We start from the raw sequence: 18,680 nt of genomic DNA, 5'->3' as shown, positions 1-18,680 counted from the left end.
TGAACCGGGGGAATAATGAGTCATTTAACTCCTTTAAGCTCAACAAAAATATTGCACCGGCTGATTGGGCCGGACAGGTATTTTCCGAATAATTCAATTTACCCGTTATTGATTTATAAGAACGTATTTGATTTGGACGGACGATCCGTCGAGGATGTTCAGCAATTTCTAAAAGGAAATCAATGGATCAACTCCTGGCTGGATGTTGTTTATGATTACCAGCATTATCATAGCAATACTCATGAGACCCTGGTAATTTATACCGGGAATTGTCAAGTGCAATTTGGCGGCGATAATGGGATTATTTATGAAGTGAGCCGTGGCGATGTCGTTATAATTCCTGCAGGGGTGGCTCATAAAAATACAGGCAGTTCGGACGATTTTAAATGCATAGGCTCCTATCCTTTCGAGCGGGATTACGATGTTTGCTACGGACTTTTGGAAGAACATCCAAGGGTCGATGAAAACATCGCAGGAACAGGCCTGCCGGCCTGCGATCCGGTCTTTGGAACAAAGGGCGGGCTATTTGATTATTGGAAATCCTGAGATCTGGCTTATTTTCCCAGGACCATACTAGGTCCCTTGAGTAACCTGTCGTCTTTGCGAACGAAGTGAAGCAATCCAGATCGAACTTGAACAAAGTTAGGAAATGGATTGCTTCGCAGACGCTCGCAAAGACAGTTTGTACACTACCTGTCGCGAGCTCCAAATCCTGCCTTGCTTCAAGACTCTATATCCAATAGATTATTGATAATGGACTGAATCTTATTCAGGGATTGATTCTTTGCTTTCAAGGATAAACAAGTTTCAGCTTCATTTGACAACACATTAATTTTACTTCGGATGGTTTCATACAAATGAAGCTCTATATGTCTAACAGCTTCCAGATTGCTATCAATATTCTCTAAAAGACTCTGATATTTCCTTTTTCTTGCAGAGAACAGGCGCTGCTCGAGTCGGTCCATTAATTCCTTTAAATCCCTTTCACTCGCGCTGCAAGTGATTCGCATAAATGGACAGTCTTTTTCCAGCCCATAATAGGACAAAGGAGCTATCATTATTTTGTCTTCAAACAACAAATAATAGGCAAGTTCCTCACCGCTGTTGACTTTTCCTGTTCTTTGCAGTGCACGAGCCGACTGTGCTGGAAGGTCTAAACCGAATAAATCAGAAAAATCACCCAGGGCATAAAAAGTTGCCTCGACCTGATAATCAGGATCGGGCATCTCAGCGCCCATTTCTTTTAATCGCATTAAAACATAGTCCACTTTCTTTTTGTAAAACAAAACCAGATCCTCTCTTTCCTTTTCATCAAAATGAGCCATGGTTTCAGCATATGCCAATTGAGCAGAGCGAGGCGCGTGCAAGAAATAGTTAATATTTTTATTCAACATTTCATTCATTACGAATTCGTCAAATACCAGAATCACCGCCATACGTTCGCCCGCCGCGGATAAGGCTTTTGTTGCTGAGCGCATGATCATAATGCGTTTTTTCAAGTCCGGAGCGATTTTTAAAAAGGAAGGAATTTTAACAAAGCTCATTTCTGTATAAGCTTCATCAAAAATAATAAATAAGTCAGGATAACGGCGAAGTACCTCTGCAATTTTGGCAAGCTCTTCCTCGGGAATCATTGTTCCCAGTGGGTTCGACGGATTACAGAATAATACGGCTTTGGGCCAGCCATGATCATCTTCTGCCAGGAAAAGCGCCTCTTGAATAGAGTCTTCCAAAGCCTGAGCGTTAATATGATAGCCTTTTTCTTTCATCACATGGATGGGATGCAAACGATGCAGCTCGTTGCTGGCATACGCTGAATAATGCGGAAAAGGCGTAATAATGCGATAGCCTGGATATTCTTCATAATGCGTATTCAATGTTTCAAACATAATACGCAAAGCGCCAATACCTCCCACTGTAAACAGGACATTATCCGGGCTGATGTCGGCTTCATACCAGGCAGACATAGTCTGCGCCATTAATTCACGAGGTCCTTTGTCCCCACGGGGATCTCCATAATCAATCGCATGCTCGCCGTCAGTGTTATCGATATCAAAGCGTTCATTTTCGGCCAGATTTTCAAGCTTTTGCCAATATCCCAGAAAAGAACGAATAGTCTGCACATTAATAGGATATGTCGGTTTGCCTACGCCTGCGAAAATAACTCTACTCTTCTGCTCTTCCTCTGCCAGTGTATTGGCCCAAAGAGCCAACAGCATGACTCTGTCAATTTTATTCGCGTGTAATCCATTGGGGGTAAGCATAACTGCATCCATTCATTATTTTGATTAAATCATAGACCACTTTTGTGGAATTGTTTCAATATCTTATCGATGGTCCATTCGAATCTGGAAGATGAAAGCAGTCATGGTTAGGGCAAAGCCTCATTCTGCCAAGTCTGAGCGTTCCGCCTATGCTTCATTTATTCATGTCTTGAATAAAAACAGAGTTCATTACAAAAATATCCAAAGCAATTTTACAGGCTATTAAATTTTAGTCCCATTAAGGATTGCGGCGGACCAATTTCTGCCGGACTGCAGCGCTACTCACTTCAGCGGCTTTTTTGCTATCAGCTGCAGTCCCAGCGATTGCTCCTGTATTGGCACGTGCTGCTCGCGCTGCATCGATAGCTTGACCCTTGAGATCATTGATCACATCGATTCTATCTCTGATAGAAGACATTCCTCCGCCAGAGAGCTCCTCTAAGTGACTATCATTGAGATATTGTTTTTTCTTTGGCTGATGCTTGGGATGTTTAGTACGTTTTCTCATGGCACTTCTCATAAAACAACGAAGATTGTTTAATTATAGTAGAAGTTCATCAGAATTGTTCGATATTTAATCACTTATGGAGGCGGCAATCCCGAAGCCTGGAAATGGGATTGCCTTAAGTCATTCACAATGGTTTAGTGAATTGTTTCGCCCTTCGTAAGGCAGTGGCTAATCACTTGTCGAGTGACGAAGTCACCCTGATTTGCGCCATAGACTGATTTGAAATACTCGGCCAGTGTTCGCACCCAGCCAGAAATACGAAAATTCATTCGTTTTTCTTCTTTATCGACCACCAGTTCAAACAATCCGAGCGCCTCGCTTTTATTTTTGTTGGCATATTCTTCCATGATCACTTGTGCTGTGTACATGTCTTTATCTCTGGTCGGCCAGTTTTTATTCATAATCACCCCTTTACTTCAATAGTATGGCAACTCTTGGCGCAGCTTACTCTATGGTTAATTCCCATTGCAAGTCAGCGACTAGAGGTATAGAATGCCATACTTTTTGTACAAAATCAATACAAATTTATCTTGTTTTTTACTGCTAGGATGTTTGTAAGGGTATCCCCTGCTGCTCTTGCCATAAGGTCACGAATAATACCATCACAATCGGGCCTACAAACAAACCAAGCAATCCTAAAGTTTCAACTCCACCCAATATGCCAAAAAGCACGGCTAAAAAAGGAAGCTCGATTGCTCCGCCAATCAGCACAGGCTTGATAAAATGATCGGCAATAAACATCACCACCGTGCCCCATACTACTACCACAATGGCTGCCGCCAGGCTGCCGCTTGAAATCAATATTAATGCGACGAAGGTAAAGACGATGGGCACAATAAATGGGATCATTGCAGCAAAAGCAGTGATAAAACCAACCAGAGTAGGCGCAGGTACGCCGACAATGACATAACACAAACCCATTAAGATACCCACTCCAAGTCCAACCAGAATGGTACCGTTTACGGTGCCGCGAAGGGCCGATGGCAGACGGTCTGCATAGCGAAACCAGCGTTTCCCAAGGCAAATCTCTCCTACCCGATTAATTTCCTGAAATAATTTATCTCCATCACGATAGAAGAAGAATAAGGTTAGAATGGTAAACCCAAGTTGAAAACCACGGTGGGCCAGATTAACCCCTACTTGCTTAATGTAATAACTCGCCGGGGTCAGTGAAATATGCAGGTTCGATAGAAAATTTCTGAGATTACCAGGCTGGCCAATATTATTTTGCCAGTAGTTTGTTAAATCTTTACCAAGCACTGGAATTTGCTGAATAATTCCTGGCGCATCTCCGCCCTCTTTATTAATTAATTGCAAATAATTAATAAAAACCTGCAGTTCCTTTACCAGTAAGGTGACCAGCCAGCTAAGAGGCAGTAGAAAAATCAAAGCCAGAATCGCTGTAAATAACAATGCGGCCCAATTACGGTGCCTGCCAAAAAACTGCTTCCAGCGCTTGTACAGCGGGTAGGTCGCAATTGCAATAATCGCTGCCCAGATCATGGAAGGAATAAATCGATGAACAATGAAAAGTGCGAGTAATACGATACCGACAGTCAGGGCAATATTAATTAGTTCTTTATGGCTCTCATTCATCAGGAGAAACTCCAGATTAATAATTGTAAAATTATCCAGGCAGGAACAGCTGCAAGCACATCGTCAAACATAATTCCAAATCCGCCTTTAATTTTTTCATCAGCAATCGTAATAGGCCAGGGCTTCCAGATATCGAAAAGCCGAAATAGTAAAAATCCGATAATCATCCACGTCAGTTTGGGAGGCACTAAGGCCATTGTTAATAGAAACCCGACGACCTCATCCCAGACAATCCCGGAATAATCATGTTCGCCAAGATCAGCGGATACTCGATCGCTCACATACACGCCAAGAATAAAAAACAGCAGAGTTATTAACAAATAGAGAGGCAGGGAGAGTGAGGACATCAGTAAGTAAATGGGAAAGGCGGCAAGCGTTCCCCAAGTGCCAGGTGCAACAGGGGCCAATCCGGCTCCAAAACCAAAGGCAATAAAATAAGCAGGATCCTGCCAGACTTTACTAGATAGGTTCATTGAATTCAACCTTTAAAAATGAGCAAACCCTTTGGGTATTAAAGAAGAAACTCTGCCTGTTTCTTGTAAAAATCGCAAGCCTTTTTCTTCTTCGATTACGCCTATTGGGTAGCAGGTCATTCCACTACGAGTTATTTCTTCAAAAAAAGTCTGCTGATGAATCTCGGGAATGGTAAAGCATAATTCATAATCATCACCGCCAGCAATGGCAAATTCTGTCGCATTCTGACGGTACTTACTGACTAAGGGATGAGCAGGAACTTTTGACCAGGCGATGCAGGCACCTACGCTGCTTTGCTCACAGATGTGATTAAGATCTGCTGACAAGCCATCTGAAATATCAATGCATGCACTGGCCCACTGCTGTAAATAGCCAGTTAAATCAATACGCGGTACAGGATGAAGAAGCTTGTCCATAAGAATGGCTTTATCTTCAGCAAGAATAGTATCGTCTTGTAAATAGGCGACCGCTAAAGCCGCAGCACCAAGCTCTCCGCTCACCCAAACGGTATCGCCAGGCTTTGCATTACAGCGTCTGACTGCTTTTCCTCTTGGAACAAGTCCGTGAATGGTCAGACTTAAGCTAAGGGGGCCTCTCGTTGTATCTCCCCCTATCAAGGCGATGTTATAACGTTTCAATGCAGCCTGAAGGCCTTGAGAAAACCGACTAAGCCAGTTTTCGCAGGCAGTAGGCATGGTCAATGCTAAACTTATCCAGCAAGGTGTGGCAGCCATTGCCGCCATATCACTGACATTCACCATAACCGCCTTCCAGGCGATATCATAAGGATCCCAGGCACTTAGAAAATGCACTTCAGCAACCAAAGTGTCAGTGCTTACTAACAAATGCCTGTCTGGAGGAACCTCCAGGCAGGCTGCATCATCACCGATTCCAAACACTACATCAGAGCGCTCGATTGCTCCTGACTTGAAAAAGGTATCGATAAGGGAGAACTCATTTAGGCTCAAGACTAACTTCCAGTGAACGAACTTTTCTTGAAAGATTATTGAGAACACCATTCACATAACGATGGCCATCCTGTGAGCCAAATTCGCGAGCCAGACTAACCGCTTCATCCAGAACTACTTTGTAAGGTATTTCCAGGCAATACACGAGTTCATAGGCACCTATTCTTAATACAGTATGCTCGATTGGATTTAATTCCTGAAGCGATCGGTCCTGGAGAAACAATTCAAAACCGCTTTCCAGTTCCTGCAAATGCTTTGGAACGCCGTAAAGCAAATTGCAAAAATAGTCGGCATCGACTTTATCCATGTTATTAGCTACTCTGAACTGTGCTTCTATTTCGTGTAAGTCATGGCCAGACATTAACCATTGGTACAGCGCTTGTAATGCTAATCGCCGCGCTCGTCTTTTTCCTCGTATTGCTTCTTTTTCCACTATTACCTCAGGACGTTTTGTCGTTTTTCATTTGATCAATAGTTTGTCTGAAATCACTCACATCCTTAAATCGTTTATATACAGACGCAAACCTTACATAAGCTACATGATCCAATTTAAGTAATTGTTCCATAACCAGCTCACCTACCTGACGAGATTGTATTTCTCGCTCGCCACTACGTCGAATGTCCTGCGTAATGGCAACTATCGCTTCTTCCAGCAAATCCGTGCTAACCGGTCTCTTTTCAAGAGCCTTTTTCATTCCAAGGCGTAAATTTTCCAGATTAAAAGGAACTCTTGCCCCGTCACGCTTGATGATATCCGGCATAATTAATTCCGCAGTTTCAAAGGTTGTAAACCGCTCATTGCATATGACGCACTGACGCCGCCTGCGTACCTGGGCTCCTTCGGCAACCAGGCGGGAATCGATGACTTTGGTTTCTTCTGCATGACAAAAGGGACAATACATGATTAACGATATACCGGAAATTCACGACACAATTGCAGTACTTGCGATCTTATGCGATCGATCACACTATCGTCGCCCATATGATCCAATACATCGCAAATCCATCCAGTCAGCAATTCTATCTCTTTTTCCTTAAATCCACGAGTAGTGACTGCCGGCGTACCAAGACGTAAGCCGCTGGTTACAAAGGGTGAACGGGGATCATTAGGTACTGTATTTTTATTTACAGTAATATTAGCTCGTCCCAAAGCGGCATCCGCATCTTTACCCGTGTATTCCCTGCCAATTAGATTGACCAGCAGTAAATGGTTTTTAGTGCTGCCGGAAACAATGGGGTAGCCCCTTTCGATGAGGGTTTGAGCCATGGTTTTTGCATTGGTCAGCACTTGCTGCTGATACACTTTAAATTCCGGCTGCAGAGCTTCAGCAAAGGCAACCGCTTTTGCAGCGATAACATGCATTAAAGGCCCGCCCTGATTGCCTGGGAAAACGGCTGAATTCAATTTCTTTTCAATGACTTCATTAGCACGCGCAAGAATCATCCCGCCACGGGGGCCACGCAGGGTTTTATGCGTGGTTGTCGTTACCACATCTGCATAAGGCACCGGAGATGGGTATAATCCGGTTACAATCAAGCCGGCGACATGCGCCACATCCGCCATCAGATAAGCACCTACTGAATCAGCAATCGCACGAAATCTTGCCCAATCCAGTTCCTGGGAATAGGCTGAAAATCCTGCAATAATCATTTTAGGCTGATGCAGTCTGGCCTTTTCTTCTACTTCATCATAATTGATAAGGCCGCTATGCGGGTCTACACCATATTCATGAGAATTATAAATTTTTCCAGAAAAATTTACTTTTGAACCATGCGTCAAATGCCCGCCATGAGGAAGCGCCATGCCAAGTACCGAATCACCTGGTGACAGTAAAGCCATCATCGCCGCTGCATTCGCCTGAGAACCTGAGTGCGGCTGAACATTGACATAATCGGCGGCGAATAACTGCTTTGCACGCTCAATGGCCAGGTTTTCAGCGATATCCACGTATTCACAACCACCGTAATATCGCTTACCAGGATATCCTTCGGCATACTTATTGGTTAAGACACTGCCTTGCGCAGCCAGCACACGCGGACTGGCATAATTTTCAGACGCGATGAGTTCAATATGCTCTTCCTGACGTTTATTTTCAGCCTCAATGGCTTGCCAGAGTTGTTCATCAAACCCGGCTATCGTGTACTGGCTATCAAACATAACTTTCCTTACTTGCTTACGATTGAATAATTGTAGTTTAACGAGTGTTTAACAGCAAAAAATTATCTTTAGCTTAAAAAAGCTCTACTTTAAAAATCCCCTCTCCCTCAGGGAGAGAGTTAGAGAGAGGGATTTAAATCACCCTCATCCTTATTTCACAATCAAATCATTTCGCACGCGTCTTACATCTGGAATACTTCTTACTATTAGCGCCGCTCTGTTTTTGATGATCGGGCTGTTGACAAAGCCACTCAGCTGGACTTCATCCTTAAAGGTTTTAACCTGAATGGAAAGGCTCTCTGGCCCAAGCTCATCAACAAGCTTTGCCTTTGCTCTGGCAGTGATTGAAGTACTGTCCAGATATTGTCCGGTACTTTCACGAGTGGGAGTAGCGGAACAGGCAAGCAAAGCAAATGCAGCGACCGCAATCAACAGGCTTTTAGTAAATGACAACATTTCACGAAACTCCTTCATAGAAAATTCAGGAGGGCAAGAGTATCATATCCTGACCTTATAGTCATGATCTCTGTTTAGCCTCCCTTTCTGATTAAAATTTGCAATTATTTGAATAAAGTGGTTGATTATGCATCTATCGATAGGTAGAATACGCGTTATGAATATTACGACGATGCAAGAAAAAATTCTGAATACCGCTGAAACATTGATCCAGAAAATGGGTTACAACGCTTTTAGCTATAAAGATATTGCGCAGGTAGTAGGGATTAAAACCTCCAGTATACATTATTACTATCCCGCAAAAGAGGACCTGGCTATTGCTGTAATTGACTGGCAACTGCACCGACTGTCGTTGTATTTAAACGAATTGGAATTAAACTCCTCTTTGAACTTACAACAAAAGTTAATCAGCCTGGTCGATAAACTAATGCTTTTGACAGTTCATGATGAAATGAAAATGTGTTTGGGGGGCATGCTGGCATCGGATGTGATTTCATTGCCGGAAAGGCTTAGAATTAAAGTTCGTTCATTTTTTAATATTTTAGAGAAATGGCTGACTGATGTGATCAGCGAGGGATCCTCTGATAAAGAACAATGGGACGCTTTACAATCCAGGGAACTTTCAAGAAATCTGCTGGTTCAATTGGAAGGCGGGTTGCTACTGTCCAGATTATACGAGGATATCTCCTATGTGGAACCTGTGAAATCGTTTATAAAGAGAGTATTTTAATTTTTTTATCGAAACCATCTATCTACTGGTAGATGCATTGGAGATGAACATGAAGAAAAAATGGTTAAGTTTATGCGCCCTTACCTGCGGTTTGATAACTTCTGCTTATGCGAGTGTGACAATGAAAGCAATTAATGAAAAAACTATTAAGAACACTACCTACATCCCGATGATCAGCAATCAGGGTGTTGAAGAAAAATTTGAGCAATTCTTGCAACAAGGCGCTCAGATGGTTAACAAAACCGAGCCCAATACGGCACTTTGGTTTGCTTTAAAACAAGATAATCGCTTTGCTATATTTGATGTTTTTTTCAATAAGCAAGGAAGAGAGGAGCATTTTGCAGGCCTTGTCGCCAATGCCCTGAAGGAGAATTCCTCGCAATTAGTATCAGGTGGATGGGACCAAGGCGTATTAGCAAATATTAATAATTATGATCTTATCGCCTCCAGTCACTTTGATAAGGACAAGGTCTTAACAGCAAAGGAAGCATCTTATATTTATTTCAAGGCAAAATCGGGTAAAAGTCATGAGTTGGAGAGCTTCCTGAAAGAAGGAGCCAAACTTATAAATACAACAGAACCAGGAACGCATTTTTGGCTCGCCTTAAAAACTGATAACAACACCTATGCCATTTTCGATGCCTTTAAGGATAAGAATGCTCAAAAAGCACATTTTGCGGGTAAGGTGGCTGCTGCGCTGCAAAAAAATGCGGATGAACTGATTGAAGGAGGATGGGAGCAAGGAGTTCTGGCTCATGTTTCTAATTTTCAGATTATAGCGGTGGCTTAACTATAAGTACATTGATGATGGAGCATAACCAGAAGCTATCGTCTTTGCGAACGAAGTGAAGCAATCAGATCGAATCCTGAACAAAGTTAAGATCTGGATTGCTTCGCTGACGCTGGCAAGGACAGTTTTTTGTGTACTTCAGTCTTAGCAGTTCCCTGCTTGTGTTTTATTAGCAGGGACGAATTAAGAAAACTTAACCGTGCCCGTGCGATTTACTATCAGGAGCACTTTGATGCCCGTGGTTATTCGCGGCATATTTTTTGTGATGACGTGTATCAGGTGCCGGTTCTCGAGCCACATGAGTCGGGCGGTGTCCATGATAACTACGTTCCAAAGGCTTTTTTCGTACCGGTGTAACAGTATGTCCATGTGTGTTAACTGCAGCTACATAATGCTGAGCCATAATCTGAACCTGAGCAGAAGGCAGAGGATGTGAGTGGTTCTCAACAATAACAGCAGTAGAATTTCCAATTGCCGGCAGCAGCGCTAATATTCCAAAAAAACGTTTCATATTAACTCCAGACCATTAATTTTGCAGGGAAATGGCACGAGGGTTCTCGTGCCATGGGATGTAAACTATTTAGATTCTAATTTGAATTTTGGTTGCTTATTCAGATATGGAACAATGCGGACTGTGCTGTTAACCCGGGTATATCCAGAGTAAATGTGATAACCACTGAAAGTCACAACGTCCAGATACATTGTCTTATGGCAGTAGCCATAGTAGAACAAATCAATGTAGTGTGGGCTTTCAAAAGTGTAAACATCAAAAGGAGTCAGCGTAGTACCATCATCAAAAGTGCCATAAACAGTTACGTTATCGAAACTGCTGTTAATAATTTCAATTTCACAATAACCAGGAAGCATAGCTCCTTTTTGAGTGCTAGCTTGAGCTTGAACAGCGTCAGCTTTTGGATAAACATGGTGGTTTTCCGCGTAGGAAGAACCTAACAAACCGAAACAGCTAACAAACAACAAGGCTTTTAATTTCATAACTAGTCCAAGTGATAAATGGAAATCGAATGTTAACAAAGTGTTGTATTTAGTCAACAGGTTTTTTTTGTGTCCATAGTTTTACCTCTTTTTTGATTGAATTTAATAATAATTTTCTTCTCTGGAACTAGCGCTTAATTATGATATATTACTCAGCCATTCATACTCTTGAAACAAACAGTTCTCATAGGAAGCAGCATGAAAAAACGCATGGCAATTATGATTTCCGCTTTAATAGTTGTTTTTGGTGGATTAATTGCTTTTAACTTATTCAAAAGCATTATGATGAAGCGTTTTTTTGCAAGCTATGAAGCGCCGGCAGTGACCGTATCCAGTGTAACAGCGATTCAAAAAAGCTGGGAACCTCACCTGCCCGCAGTCGGTAATTTTGTTGCGATCAATGGGGTCGATGTGAATTCCCAAGCTGCAGGAAACGTGGTCAAAATTCATTTTGAATCAGGTCAATACGTTGAAAAAGATCAGCTATTAATTGATATTGATGACACTGTGGATCAGGCTACATTGAAGTTTAATCAGGCACAGCTAGCTCTCAGGGATATCAGTTATAAAAGACAGGCTGACCTTTTCAAGCGTGGAGCTACCCCAATATCCAACGTGGATGAAGCGAAGGCCAGTCTTGAACAGGCACAGGCAAATGTTGAAAAAACACAGGCAGAAATCTATCAGAAGCACATACGCTCTCCCTTCTCAGGTCAGTTAGGAATTCGACAGGTTAATCTGGGACAGTATATAAGTCCCGGGCAGACAGCAATCGTTAGCCTGCAATCCCTGGATCCTTTATATCTTGAATTTTATTTGCCTGAGCAGCTTCTGAAAAAACTGCATCTCAATCAGCAAATTCAGTTCACTATTGAATCCTATCCCAACATGGTTTTTGAAGGAAAAATCACCGCATTAAACTCCAAAGTCGATACGAATACACACAATATTCTTGTGCAGGCGACGCTGCCTAACTGTCCTTTGGAAGCACTGAAAACACCGGAGCAATCTACGCTGGTTAAAGCAGCAAAGCAGGAAGGCAGCTCAAAAATAACAGTGTCCTGTGACAGTGAGCTTAATGCGAAGAATCACGTAAGCCAATTCGCGTTCATTCCCGGAATGTTCAGCGCCATTTCGGTCGAACAACCTGCTATTCCGAATGTGGTTGTTCTTCCATCCACAGCCATTTCCTACAGTCTATATGGCAACTCGGTTTTTATCATTGAGAAAGATAAAGAAGGAAAGAAAGATCAGGACGGCAATGATCTGTTATATGTCAAACGGGTTTTTGTCAGTACTGGCGAACAGGAAGGCAATTTAACCGTCATTACTAAAGGTGTTGAGGCAGGACAGCAGGTCGTCAGCTCGGGAGAATTGAAACTACAGAATGGAACACGAGTGATAATCAATAATAGTATCCCCATGAACACCGTGAATAATCCCGACAGCTTAGGGCAGTAGAGGATATGCCGGACTGTTGTCCGGCATTGTACATTACAGGATTTTTTTATGAATTTTACTGATCTGTTTATCAAGCGGCCCGTGCTGGCTACTGTGGTGAGTTTACTGATTTTTCTATTCGGGCTGAACTCGATTAGCACCATGCAAATTCGCCAATATCCGCGGATGGATAATACCATCATTACAGTCACTACAGCCTATCCCGGGGCTGATGCGAATCTGATTGCCGGATTTATAACCACTCCACTTGAGGCAGCTGTAGCCAGCGCGGAAGGGATTGATTATATGACATCGACCAGTACTCAGGGTTTGAGCACAATTACTCTCAATATTAAACTGAACTTTAATCCGCAGGTCGCTTTTACTGATGTGATGAGTAAAGTCCAGCAAACCTTAAATCAGCTGCCTCCGGAATCGCAGCAGCCAGTAATCATAAAAAGCTCCGATACCTCTACTCCCCTGATGTATATTAGTCTCGACAGCGATTCGATGACGCCGCAGCAAATTACGGATTACGCGGTTCGTGTGGTTCAACCGCAGTTACAGACAGTAGACGGAGTGGCGCAGGCTCAGATTCTCGGGGGAGCTACTTATTCAATGCGTATCTTTCTCGATCCGATAAAAATGGCCGCTTTGAATGTCTCCCCATCCGAGGTTTCGAGTGTACTCGCCAAGAATAACTTTCTTACAGCGGCTGGCAGCACTAAAGGAGAATACGTCGCAGTCAATATGACCGCGAAAACGGATTTGAATGATGCCCAGGAATTCGGTCGATTGATTATTCGCAGCGATAAAAACTCGATTATTCGATTGAAGGACGTGGGTGATGTGATTCTGGGCTCACAGGACTACAATACCACAGTCACTTTTAACGGTAAAAAAGCGGTTTTTCTGGCGATTACACCGACGCCCACCGCAAATCCCCTAACGGTCATTAAAGATGCCCGCAAGCTGTTTCCCGGAATCGTGCGGGACTTCCCTCCCTCTTTGACCGGAACAATTGTTTATGACGCGACCGATTTTATCCGTGCATCAATCAAAGAAGTAATACTAACAATTGCGGAAGCAGCTCTCATTGTGGTGGTAGTGATTTTCCTGTTCCTTGGTTCCCTGCGATCCGTGATCATTCCGGTAATTACAATTCCGCTGTCACTGGTCGGTGTTTGTACGCTGATGCTGTTCCTGGGATATTCAGTTAACCTGTTAACCTTGCTTGCCTTTGTACTCGCGATTGGTCTGGTTGTGGATGACGCCATTGTGGTTGTGGAAAATGTTCACCGCCATATTGAAGAAGGCTTAACTCCCTTCCAGGCGGCATTAACAGGTGCTCGTGAAATCGCCGTCCCGGTCATCGCGATGACGATTACCCTGGCTGCCGTCTATGCCCCAATTGGTTTTATGGGCGGATTAACAGGCGCTCTTTTCAAAGAGTTTGCCTTTACACTGGCCTGTGCGGTAATTATTTCAGGGATTATTGCGCTGACGCTGACACCTATGATGTGTTCCAGGTTACTCACTGCGGAAATGAGCAGCGGCCGTTTTGTCCAATTCCTTGATAAACGTTTTCATAATTTAAAAATACGCTATCAGCGTATGCTGCACAGTTTACTGGACACACGAGCCATTATGCTGGTGTTTGCAGCCGTCGTTTTGCTGATGCTTCCCTATTTATATAACAGCATCCCCACCGAGACCGCTCCTGAAGAAGATCAGGGCTTTTTTATTGTTGTACCAACCGCCCCCCAATATGCCACGATTAATTACATCGAAACGTTTACCAAAGCATTCGATGAAATTTATAAAACCTTTCCTGAAACAGCTCATTTTTTTAATTTGAATTCGGTATCAACGCAATCAATTTCCGGCATGGTTTTAAAACCCTGGGATGAGCGCAAACGAACTGAGTTTGAAATGAAGGAGCCCTTGCAGGCCAAGCTTGATCAGGTAGCCGGTTTAAAAGCGTTTGCGGTGATTCCCCCTCCATTACCTGGTGGTGGTTCCGGAACACCAGTCCAGTTTGTGATTAAGACGACTAATGATTTCCAAACCTTATTTGAAGTATCCAATCAGCTGATTGCCAAGGCGCAGGCCAGCGGCTTATTTATCTATCTGGATAACAGCCTTAAATTTAACCAGCCTGAAATCGAGTTTGAAATTAACCGCTCAAAAGCCTCTGATCTGGGTCTGGATATGCAGGCGGTTGGCAGCAGCCTGACCAGCGCCCTCTCCGGTAATTATGTGAATTATTTCAATCTGCAGGGCCGAAGTTATGAAGTTATACCCCAGCTCGATCGCCGTTATCGCCTGACCACAGAGCAACTCGGATGGATTTATGTAAAAACAGCTAGCGGAACAATGGTTCCCTTATCCACTGTGGTCACACCAAAGGCCAAAACGCAGCCTAATGCAGTTTCACATTTCCAGCAATTAAACTCAGCCACTATCCAGGCGGTAATGATGCCTGGAACCACCCTGGGGGAAGCCTTGAACTTTTTGGAAGCAGAGGCAAAAAATACTTTACCCAAAGGATATACTTACGACTTTGGAGGGCAGTCAAGGCAATTTATACAGGAAGGAAACGCCTTAATCTTTGCCTTTTTTATGGCGATTATTGTGATTTTTCTGGTGCTGTCTGCCCAGTATGAAAGTTTTCGCGATCCGTTAATCGTGCTTATCAGCGTACCGATGTCCATTTGCGGAGCATTGATTCCACTGAGCTTTGGAGCGGCCAGTATTAATATTTATACACAGGTTGGATTAATTACCCTGATTGGCTTAATCAGTAAACACGGAATTTTAATCGTTGACTTTGCCAACCAGCTTCAAAAGGAAAGAGGACTTGATCGTCGCCAGGCCGTAGAGGAAGCCGCAGGCATTCGATTAAGACCAATTCTTATGACCACAGCTGCAATGGTCTTCGGCGTTATTCCCTTATTAATGGCCACAGGAGCTGGAGCAGTAAGCCGCTTCGATATAGGTCTTGTAATTGCCGCAGGACTGCTGGTAGGAACTGGCTTCACCTTGTTTGTAGTACCCACAATGTATTCCTACATTGCAGAAGATCATCGCGAACAGAAAAATCCTGATGCGCTTAGTCCATAAGACTATCCTGAATGCCGGGCTGTAAAGCCCGGCAATCTGGCTCAGCTCAACTCCATCAACACCAGTAATCACCTATAATATAAAGATTTTACGCTGCGAGATTAAAAAATCTTGTGCTAAAATTGCAGCTTTCATCATTACAGGCTAGACAATGGATAAGACGTATTCACCTAAAGCAATTGAACAAGCGTGTTATGACAATTGGGAATATCATAACTTTTTCAAACCGCATGGTGAAGGAAAACCATACTGCATTATGTTGCCCCCTCCAAATGTGACTGGCAGCCTGCATATGGGGCATGGTTTTCAACACACGCTAATGGATGCATTAACTCGCTACCATCGCATGCTGGGTGAGCGTACGCTTTGGCAACCAGGAACCGATCATGCAGGAATCTCGACTCAGTTGGTCGTAGAACGTCAGTTAGAAAAGAAAGGCCTAGTCCGAAAAGACATGACCCGCGATGAGTTTTTAGAGCATGTATGGGCATGGAAAGAAGAATCGGGTAACAATATCACCCGACAAATGCGGCGAATTGGTTCTTCTGTTGACTGGTCGCGTGAGCGATTCACAATGGATGACGGGTTATCTGCTGCTGTACAAAAAGTGTTTGTACAGCTCTATGACGAAGGTCTTATTTATCGAGGAACCCGCCTGGTTAACTGGGATCCAAAGCTTGGAACCGCAGTATCTGATCTCGAAGTGCTTTCTGAAGAAGAAGATGGCCAGATGTGGCATATACGCTACCCGTTGGCAAACTCTGAAGATAGCCTGGTAATTGCCACCACTCGTCCTGAAACCATGCTCGGTGATGTGGCGGTTGCAGTTCATCCTGAAGATGAACGCTACAAGCATTTTATTGGAAAAATGATAAGCCTCCCCCTATGCGATCGTGAAATTCCAGTTATTGCAGATGATTATGTGGATATGGAATTCGGCAGCGGTTGTGTAAAAATTACCCCAGCTCATGACTTTAACGATCATGAAATTGGTAAACGCCATAAGCTTGAATCAATTAATATCCTCACTAAAAAAGCGACCATTAATAAAAATGCTCCGGTCAAATACCAGGGTATGGACCGCTTTATTGCCCGTGAGCAGATTTTGAAAGATCTGACCGATGCCGGCTTGCTGGTTAAAGCTGAGCCGCACCGTTTGAAAGTGCCTCGCGGCGAAAAGTCAGGGGTCATTATCGAGCCTTTGCTGACTGATCAATGGTATGTGAAAACGAAACCCCTGGCTGAACCTGCTATTGAAGCGGTCAAGCGCGGGGATATCCAGTTCGTTCCCGACAACTGGAATAAAACGTATTTTCAGTGGATGGAAAATATCGAGGACTGGTGTATCAGTCGTCAATTATGGTGGGGACACCGAATTCCGGCCTGGTATGATAATCAGGGACATGTTTATGTCGGCTACAGTGAAAACGATGTTCGTTTCAAGTATAAACTGGATGATTCTATTCCTTTAAAACAGGATGAAGACGTTCTGGACACCTGGTTTTCCTCAGCCCTGTGGCCCTTTTCGACTTTGGGTTGGCCCGAGAAAACGCCTGAATTGGAAACATTTTACCCCACATCTGTCCTGCTGACCGGTTTTGACATTATTTTCTTCTGGGTAGCCCGCATGATTATGATGGGGCTTAAATTCACTGGCAAAGTGCCTTTCAAGCATATCGTTATCACCGGCTTGATTCGTGACAGTGAAGGCCAGAAAATGTCGAAATCCAAGGGTAATGTGCTTGATCCTATCGATATCATCGATGGAATCGATATTGAGTCTCTGGTTGATAAACGTACAGACAGTCTCATGCTGGGTTCAGCCCGAGATAAAATTATTAAGGCAACCCGCAAGGAATTTCCTGAGGGTATACCCGCATATGGCACTGATGCCCTTCGCTTTACCTTCTGTTCGCTGGCATCCACCGGCCGGAATGTTCGCTTCGATTTGGGGCGTGTGGAAGGCTATCGGAATTTCTGTAATAAACTATGGAATGCAGCACGCTATGTTCTTTTAAACACCGAAGAAGAACGTGCTGATTTGGGAGACGGCGCATTCCAGTACAGTCCTGCGGATCAATGGATCATATCGAGACTCCAGCAAACAATTGCTCTCTGTCATCAATATTTCAACAACTTCCGTTTTGATTTACTGGCAAATACCCTGTATGACTTTATCTGGCACGAATATTGTGACTGGTATCTGGAGTTATCCAAGCCTATTCTTTACGCTGAGCAAGCATTAGGAGCAATGAAACGCGGTACTCGCAGGACTTTACTGAATGTTCTTGATCAGATCCTTAAGCTTTTACATCCAATCATGCCTTTTATTACTGAGGAAATCTGGCAAAGAACTAATAATCTCACCAGCTTAAACGGCGAAAGCATCATGCTTTGCCCTTATCCAAAGGTTATTGAAGAATTCATCAATGAAGACCTGGAAAAAGAAGTGATATGGCTTAAAGAAGTGATCCAATCCCTGCGAACCATTCGCAGCGAAATGGCAATTTCGCCTGCCAAACTGATCCCCCTACAGGTTAAAAACGCTTCTCCAGCGGTAAGAGAGCTACTGAAAAAATATCATGCCATTCTAATTGCGCTTTGCAAGCTGACTCACGTTCATTTTATCGAAGCTAATGAACCTGTTCCACCATCCGCCTCTGCAATTGTGGGCGAAGCCGAGTTTTTGATTCCTATGGCAGGTTTGATTGACAAGCAAGCGGAGTTGCTGCGACTCGATAGAGAGTTGTCAAAATTGAACAAGGATATTTCACTGGCCGAAGGCAAGTTGAATAATCCGAAGTTTACTGATAAGGCACCGGCGGATATTATTGCCAAGGAAAAGGAAAAATTATCGCAGGCCCTTCTGACGAAGGAAAAGTTACTGTCGCATAAGAAAACTGTGGAGGATTTGGAGTAGCTAGCAATCGTAGGTCGGGCGCTTCGCCCATAGCCGTCAGGCTAAGGAACTAAAATCCCTCCCCCGGGGAGGGAGCTGGCTCCCAATCGGGTTTCTTTTTTACATTTTTTATAGCAAAGCAAGCGAGACTTTCATAAAAGGAATGGATAAACGATTTTAGGCGATAGACAGAGACTAGAGCAGAAGCTAGTTCTGAGACGTTGATGATTAGGAGTTTACAGGCTTTGTAAAAGGAAAATTCTATATTGTTATGGTTTTTT

18 protein-coding genes are annotated in these 18,680 nt (G+C 43.5%); 6 read left to right on the top strand and 12 right to left on the bottom strand.

The features are described from left to right. The first annotated feature begins 15 nt into the window (after window positions 1-15). On the top strand, window positions 16-546 hold the full coding sequence (locus tag B1207_RS15750; RefSeq protein WP_112220840.1) for a cupin domain-containing protein: 531 nt from the start codon (window positions 16-18) through the stop codon (window positions 544-546). A gap of 176 nt (window positions 547-722) precedes the next feature. Here B1207_RS15750 and B1207_RS15745 read toward each other — a convergent pair whose 3' ends face one another. The 10 genes from B1207_RS15745 to B1207_RS15700 form a co-directional block, all read right to left on the bottom strand. Next, a complete protein-coding gene (locus B1207_RS15745; RefSeq protein ID WP_253255901.1) occupies window positions 723-2,276 on the bottom strand; it encodes a pyridoxal phosphate-dependent aminotransferase in 1,554 nt (517 codons plus the stop codon). Between the two features lie 226 nt (window positions 2,277-2,502). Beyond that, the gene (locus B1207_RS15740; protein ID WP_172458330.1) at window positions 2,503-2,784 is read right to left on the bottom strand and encodes a hypothetical protein; all 282 of its coding nucleotides are present in this window, start codon (window positions 2,782-2,784) and stop codon (window positions 2,503-2,505) included. 122 nt (window positions 2,785-2,906) lie between these two features. Further along, on the bottom strand, window positions 2,907-3,173 hold the full coding sequence (locus B1207_RS15735; protein ID WP_112220837.1) for a hypothetical protein: 267 nt from the start codon (window positions 3,171-3,173) through the stop codon (window positions 2,907-2,909). Between the two features lie 142 nt (window positions 3,174-3,315). Beyond that, window positions 3,316-4,368 carry an AI-2E family transporter gene (locus B1207_RS15730; protein WP_112220836.1) on the bottom strand — a complete coding sequence of 351 codons (1,053 nt, stop codon included), beginning with the start codon at window positions 4,366-4,368 and terminating at the stop codon, window positions 3,316-3,318. Then, window positions 4,368-4,850: a phosphatidylglycerophosphatase A family protein gene (locus B1207_RS15725; RefSeq protein ID WP_112220835.1), complete on the bottom strand. Its 483-nt coding sequence runs from the start codon at window positions 4,848-4,850 to the stop codon at window positions 4,368-4,370. Before B1207_RS15725 ends, B1207_RS15730 begins: the two co-directional genes overlap by 1 nt. Window positions 4,851-4,853: 3 nt before the next feature. Beyond that, the gene (gene thiL / locus B1207_RS15720; RefSeq protein ID WP_112220834.1) at window positions 4,854-5,861 is read right to left on the bottom strand and encodes a thiamine-phosphate kinase; all 1,008 of its coding nucleotides are present in this window, start codon (window positions 5,859-5,861) and stop codon (window positions 4,854-4,856) included. Beyond that, a complete protein-coding gene (gene nusB, locus B1207_RS15715) occupies window positions 5,797-6,243 on the bottom strand; it encodes a transcription antitermination factor NusB (RefSeq protein WP_112220833.1) in 447 nt (148 codons plus the stop codon). Before nusB ends, thiL begins: the two co-directional genes overlap by 65 nt. 7 nt (window positions 6,244-6,250) lie before the next feature. Then, entirely contained in the window at window positions 6,251-6,712 is a 462-nt protein-coding gene (gene nrdR, locus B1207_RS15710) for a transcriptional regulator NrdR (RefSeq protein WP_058506149.1), read from the bottom strand. A 2-nt stretch (window positions 6,713-6,714) separates the two neighbouring features. Continuing rightward, window positions 6,715-7,968 carry a serine hydroxymethyltransferase gene (gene glyA, locus B1207_RS15705; RefSeq protein WP_112220832.1) on the bottom strand — a complete coding sequence of 418 codons (1,254 nt, stop codon included), beginning with the start codon at window positions 7,966-7,968 and terminating at the stop codon, window positions 6,715-6,717. Window positions 7,969-8,118: 150 nt separating this feature from the next. Continuing rightward, window positions 8,119-8,424: a BON domain-containing protein gene (locus B1207_RS15700; protein WP_112220831.1), complete on the bottom strand. Its 306-nt coding sequence runs from the start codon at window positions 8,422-8,424 to the stop codon at window positions 8,119-8,121. A gap of 127 nt (window positions 8,425-8,551) precedes the next feature. Here B1207_RS15700 and B1207_RS15695 point away from each other — a divergent pair, with 127 nt between their 5' ends. Next, window positions 8,552-9,154 (top strand): TetR/AcrR family transcriptional regulator, encoded by a 603-nt coding sequence (locus B1207_RS15695; RefSeq protein WP_253255900.1) that lies wholly within the window; start codon window positions 8,552-8,554, stop codon window positions 9,152-9,154. A gap of 49 nt (window positions 9,155-9,203) precedes the next feature. Then, entirely contained in the window at window positions 9,204-9,944 is a 741-nt protein-coding gene (locus B1207_RS15690) for a putative quinol monooxygenase (protein WP_112220829.1), read from the top strand. A gap of 193 nt (window positions 9,945-10,137) precedes the next feature. On the opposite strand, the gene B1207_RS15685 is transcribed toward B1207_RS15690, so the two are convergent. After that, window positions 10,138-10,455, bottom strand: a complete 318-nt coding sequence (locus B1207_RS15685) for a hypothetical protein (protein ID WP_112220828.1) — start codon at window positions 10,453-10,455, stop codon at window positions 10,138-10,140. A gap of 65 nt (window positions 10,456-10,520) precedes the next feature. Further along, window positions 10,521-10,937 carry a hypothetical protein gene (locus tag B1207_RS15680; protein WP_112220827.1) on the bottom strand — a complete coding sequence of 139 codons (417 nt, stop codon included), beginning with the start codon at window positions 10,935-10,937 and terminating at the stop codon, window positions 10,521-10,523. Between the two features lie 198 nt (window positions 10,938-11,135). Here B1207_RS15680 and B1207_RS15675 point away from each other — a divergent pair, with 198 nt between their 5' ends. The 3 genes from B1207_RS15675 (at window position 11,136) to B1207_RS15665 (ending at window position 18,420) form a co-directional block, all read left to right on the top strand. After that, window positions 11,136-12,398: an efflux RND transporter periplasmic adaptor subunit gene (locus B1207_RS15675; RefSeq protein WP_112220826.1), complete on the top strand. Its 1,263-nt coding sequence runs from the start codon at window positions 11,136-11,138 to the stop codon at window positions 12,396-12,398. Window positions 12,399-12,446: 48 nt separating this feature from the next. Further along, window positions 12,447-15,500 carry an efflux RND transporter permease subunit gene (locus B1207_RS15670; protein ID WP_112220825.1) on the top strand — a complete coding sequence of 1,018 codons (3,054 nt, stop codon included), beginning with the start codon at window positions 12,447-12,449 and terminating at the stop codon, window positions 15,498-15,500. A gap of 151 nt (window positions 15,501-15,651) precedes the next feature. Then, complete coding sequence (locus B1207_RS15665) at window positions 15,652-18,420, top strand: valine--tRNA ligase (RefSeq protein ID WP_112220824.1); 2,769 nt, start codon at window positions 15,652-15,654, stop codon at window positions 18,418-18,420. Window positions 18,421-18,680: the final 260 nt, after the last annotated feature.

The sequence above is a fragment of the Legionella quinlivanii genome (assembly GCF_003265995.1).
GTDB lineage: Bacteria > Pseudomonadota > Gammaproteobacteria > Legionellales > Legionellaceae > Legionella_C > Legionella_C quinlivanii_A.
The sequence above is the reverse complement of the archived record's forward strand: the minus strand, read 5'-3'. Positions and strand labels throughout refer to the sequence as shown.

What these genes read in the sequence shown, in the direction of transcription:
- B1207_RS15750 (WP_112220840.1), top strand. Translation starts at nt 16, where the DNA reads ATGAGTCATTTAACTCCTTTAAGCTCAACAAAAATATTGCACCGGCTG.
- B1207_RS15745 (WP_253255901.1), bottom strand. Translation starts at nt 2,276, where the DNA reads ATGGATGCAGTTATGCTTACCCCCAATGGATTACACGCGAATAAAATT.
- B1207_RS15740 (WP_172458330.1), bottom strand. Translation starts at nt 2,784, where the DNA reads ATGAGAAGTGCCATGAGAAAACGTACTAAACATCCCAAGCATCAGCCA.
- B1207_RS15735 (WP_112220837.1), bottom strand. Translation starts at nt 3,173, where the DNA reads ATGAATAAAAACTGGCCGACCAGAGATAAAGACATGTACACAGCACAA.
- B1207_RS15730 (WP_112220836.1), bottom strand. Translation starts at nt 4,368, where the DNA reads ATGAATGAGAGCCATAAAGAACTAATTAATATTGCCCTGACTGTCGGT.
- thiL (WP_112220834.1), bottom strand. Translation starts at nt 5,861, where the DNA reads ATGGTGTTCTCAATAATCTTTCAAGAAAAGTTCGTTCACTGGAAGTTA.
- nrdR (WP_058506149.1), bottom strand. Translation starts at nt 6,712, where the DNA reads ATGTATTGTCCCTTTTGTCATGCAGAAGAAACCAAAGTCATCGATTCC.
- glyA (WP_112220832.1), bottom strand. Translation starts at nt 7,968, where the DNA reads ATGTTTGATAGCCAGTACACGATAGCCGGGTTTGATGAACAACTCTGG.
- B1207_RS15700 (WP_112220831.1), bottom strand. Translation starts at nt 8,424, where the DNA reads ATGTTGTCATTTACTAAAAGCCTGTTGATTGCGGTCGCTGCATTTGCT.
- B1207_RS15695 (WP_253255900.1), top strand. Translation starts at nt 8,552, where the DNA reads ATGCATCTATCGATAGGTAGAATACGCGTTATGAATATTACGACGATG.
- B1207_RS15690 (WP_112220829.1), top strand. Translation starts at nt 9,204, where the DNA reads ATGAAGAAAAAATGGTTAAGTTTATGCGCCCTTACCTGCGGTTTGATA.
- B1207_RS15685 (WP_112220828.1), bottom strand. Translation starts at nt 10,455, where the DNA reads ATGAAACGTTTTTTTGGAATATTAGCGCTGCTGCCGGCAATTGGAAAT.
- B1207_RS15680 (WP_112220827.1), bottom strand. Translation starts at nt 10,937, where the DNA reads ATGAAATTAAAAGCCTTGTTGTTTGTTAGCTGTTTCGGTTTGTTAGGT.
- B1207_RS15675 (WP_112220826.1), top strand. Translation starts at nt 11,136, where the DNA reads ATGAAAAAACGCATGGCAATTATGATTTCCGCTTTAATAGTTGTTTTT.
- B1207_RS15670 (WP_112220825.1), top strand. Translation starts at nt 12,447, where the DNA reads ATGAATTTTACTGATCTGTTTATCAAGCGGCCCGTGCTGGCTACTGTG.
- B1207_RS15665 (WP_112220824.1), top strand. Translation starts at nt 15,652, where the DNA reads ATGGATAAGACGTATTCACCTAAAGCAATTGAACAAGCGTGTTATGAC.